General features: G+C 37.2%; 2 protein-coding genes and 1 pseudogene. 2 read left to right on the top strand and 1 reads right to left on the bottom strand.

What is annotated here, in order from left to right; all coding sequences use genetic code 11:
- The coding region (locus L4B77_RS19690; protein ID WP_429752532.1) for an IS3 family transposase at positions 1-203 on the top strand (203 nt) is incomplete at its 5' end.
- A gap of 739 nt (positions 204-942) precedes the next feature.
- A complete protein-coding gene (locus tag L4B77_RS19685) occupies positions 943-2,721 on the top strand; it encodes a DUF7380 domain-containing protein (protein ID WP_429752530.1) in 1,779 nt (592 codons plus the stop codon).
- 93 nt (positions 2,722-2,814) lie between these two features.
- Here the strand turns inward: L4B77_RS19685 and L4B77_RS19680 are convergent.
- A pseudogene (locus tag L4B77_RS19680) lies at positions 2,815-3,245 on the bottom strand (hypothetical protein); the annotation flags it as partial.

Below are 3,245 nucleotides of genomic sequence, written 5' to 3'. Positions count from 1 at the left end.
GGAATTGTTGGGATAACGCCTGTGTTGAAAGCTTTTTCCACTCAATGAAAGTAGAAGCCGTCCAATACGAGCCGATAATGACCCGAGAAGAGATGCGCCAAGCGCTTTTTGAATACATTGAAGTTGATTATAATCGAACAAGAAGGCACAGTGCTCTTGGGTATCTAAGCCCAGTTAACTTTGAAAAACAATATGTCGCTTAATGCGGTGTCCAGTCTAACTGGAGCAGATCAAAATACAGTAACTCAGCGAAAAGGCGAGCCCCGCTGTGGCGAGTAAAAGCAGCTCGTCAACAAGAGACTCAAGAGCAAACCCTAGCTTTAGTTCGACGAAACTTTGACAACGTACTTAAACAATGTGAGAAGTGGCTTAAGGCGTTTGAACTTGGGGATAAGGTTCAAATAAATCGGCAGTATAATCGCATCTCCAAGTCTTTAGGGCAGTTAGATCAAGCTGGTGTCAGAAGTGATAGGTTTGTCCGTCTTATTGACTCGATGACAACTGTTATCGATGAAAAGTCACAAAAGCAGCGACTGCCCAAACTAATTAAAAAAGATTGAAAAATCATGCTTAAAAAAGTAATTTTTAAATAAAATTCATGAACATATTTAGAAGTTCTCTATCTCTACTAAACATAGTTATAAAAACAAAAGTAAGAAAAGCATTTCTGACAGGTATTGATACTGACTACCAAGTCGACACAAAGTGGTTAGAACATACGATAGATAGGTTGATTTATACACTAAATGCTAGGTTAATAGCTTCAGGTGAAAGTATTGATTTAGAAGATGATGAGTTTATCGATGAATGTATTAATGCAATCGTTATTCAGATTAGTCAGAACATCGAACGAGGCATTAAAAAAGTAACATAGCGCAATTATCGTGCGCGTTTTAAGCTTAATGGCATTTGATTCAGGAACTTAATTAAAAAGGTAAATTAATGACGGTTGATTATAACACTGTCTTCACAGGATTAGACTGGGATGGCTCTTGTCAAATAAAACCTGAGCATGAACATTCGTATGAGTGGCATCTACACTCTCTGATTGAAAAGGAAACGGATGAAGAGAAGAGGCATGTTTTACTAATGCTCGGGAAAGCACTAAGCCTAAAGCTTCACCATCCAGAAAGTGTAAATGCCCCTTTTACGAAAGGACTATTTACGGGGACATGGACACCTGAGGCTTTTTTAGAACAAGAGCTTGCATTCTATCAATCGATATTACCTTTAACTGATGATATTTGGTTAAAAGCTAGGGTTTCAGATATCCTTTGGCTCTGGACAAAGAGAGGAAAAGATCCAGAGTGGGTAAGACTCGCTGTGGATTGTTATACAAAAGAAGATATTGATGCTGATGCTTGGATATCCTATCAAGATAAACAATGGGAGCGTGCCATTAGGCTCTGTTTACAATTAAGAGATTTCGAGCGTTTAGCGACGATTACAGATAGATTAGAGCATGAGCTTAGCGTTGATCACGGTGAGCATAAATTCATGGTGTTGTGGGTGTCTAAGTTGCTAGTTAAAACTGGATGTACACCTAAAAATCTTGATGCGTTTTTTACTCGGTTAATCACATTAGCGACAGACCTAAGCCAAAAAAAAGATTACTATGCATCACGCATGTTCATGGAGTTAGCTATTCAGGTTTCATCGAAATTTGAGGATAAATCAAAGTGGCTTGAGTCATTGGTGTTTTTTGCAAATAGTTACAAAGAAGAGGGAGATAATAGGTTGCCGAGCTCGGCAATGATTGCCAATTCTTTTTATGAACAGTCAATGGAAGCCTACAGAAGCATCCCTAACAAGTATCGAGAAAAATTCGCCGTAGATCGACATATAAGTGAACTAAGGCATGACATTTCGCTGACTGGGGCGAAAATGCTTGACGAGCTTAAGACCATATCAATTCCGATACCAGATGTAACAGACTTAATTGAAGCTTCAAAACAGCATGTATCAGGGAAGGTTGATACAAGCAAAGCTTTGCTTTACTTTTGTGGGTTAACTGGAGCAGAACGAGATATGGGGACGATGCGGGCAGAAGCATCGAAAAGCCTTGAAGCATCAGTATTTAAGTCAATGATTAGTTCAGTACATACCTCGCGTGATGGTCGCGTGATTGGTCGCTCTCCAGCACATGACTTTGCGAAAGGAGAAGATTCGTTTTGCGGAGCAATGCAACAACAAATGGTTGAAAATTACCTGTTTAATATGGACTTTACTGCGAAAACTTCAATCATCCCTGCATTAGACCAGTTATTAGAAGAACATCATTTTTCTCGAGAATTTCTAGAGTCACTTTGCTTTCATTCTCCTTTAGTGCCTCATGATCGAGAAAGAAATTTAGGGTTGGCACTATGGTTTGGCTTTGAACATGATTTCTCCGCCGCGATTCATCTTTTAAGCCCACAAATTGAACATATTGTCAGAACAAAGCTTAAAGACGTTGGTGAGCACACTACTACGATAGAGCATGGAATTGAACATGAAATTGGATTAAGTGCTTTGACTGATAAACTCAAATTTACTGAGATTTTTGGAGAAGAGTGTTCATTTGCGCTTAAAACGATATTTACTGAAAATTTAGGGTGTAACTTTCGAAATGAAGTAGCGCATGGTCTACTTAATGATAATGATGGTCAGAGTTACTATTCAGTGTATGCATGGTGGTATATTCTCCGTATGATATGCCACTCTTTGGTTAAAAATAATTGAAAATAAGCCTAGTGAATATCACTAGGCTTTTATCTTTAGTTTATTTAGAACATTCAGTTATTTTAATATCCTTAATAAACTTAATGATCTAAGCTAAATTAAGCTATACATCTTTTGTCGTTTGGTTTTACCACCGAGTTCGTAACAAATTAACTTTTCTTCGAGAAAGGAAATGATGTTACTGCATTTATCTCGTCCATAATCAGTATTATCTTGAAGGTGTTGTCTAAGTACACCTTTTTCAATGCTTTTTTTATTCGATAAGAAAGAGATGATAAGGTTATAAGCATCATCGTAATCCTTAATAAAGTTACTGTAACTTTCTTGTGACTTTCTTCTTTCCTCTTGAATTTGGAATTCTTCATTAGAAATAAAAACGAAAGAGTTTACTAGATCTTTATAAGATGAACCTACTTTTTTTGTATATTTGAAATTGAGTTCAAGTAAGTTATCACCGCGTAATTTTGTGTTATAGAGCCTTAAGGTCTTTTCTTCAGTTGATTCATCTAAAGAGTGTTTATTCC

The organism is Vibrio minamisatsumaniensis (genome assembly GCF_050337445.1).
GTDB classification, from domain to species: Bacteria; Pseudomonadota; Gammaproteobacteria; order Enterobacterales; family Vibrionaceae; genus Vibrio; species Vibrio artabrorum.
Note: the sequence above shows the minus strand (reverse complement) of the source record. Positions and strands in the feature narration are given on the sequence as shown.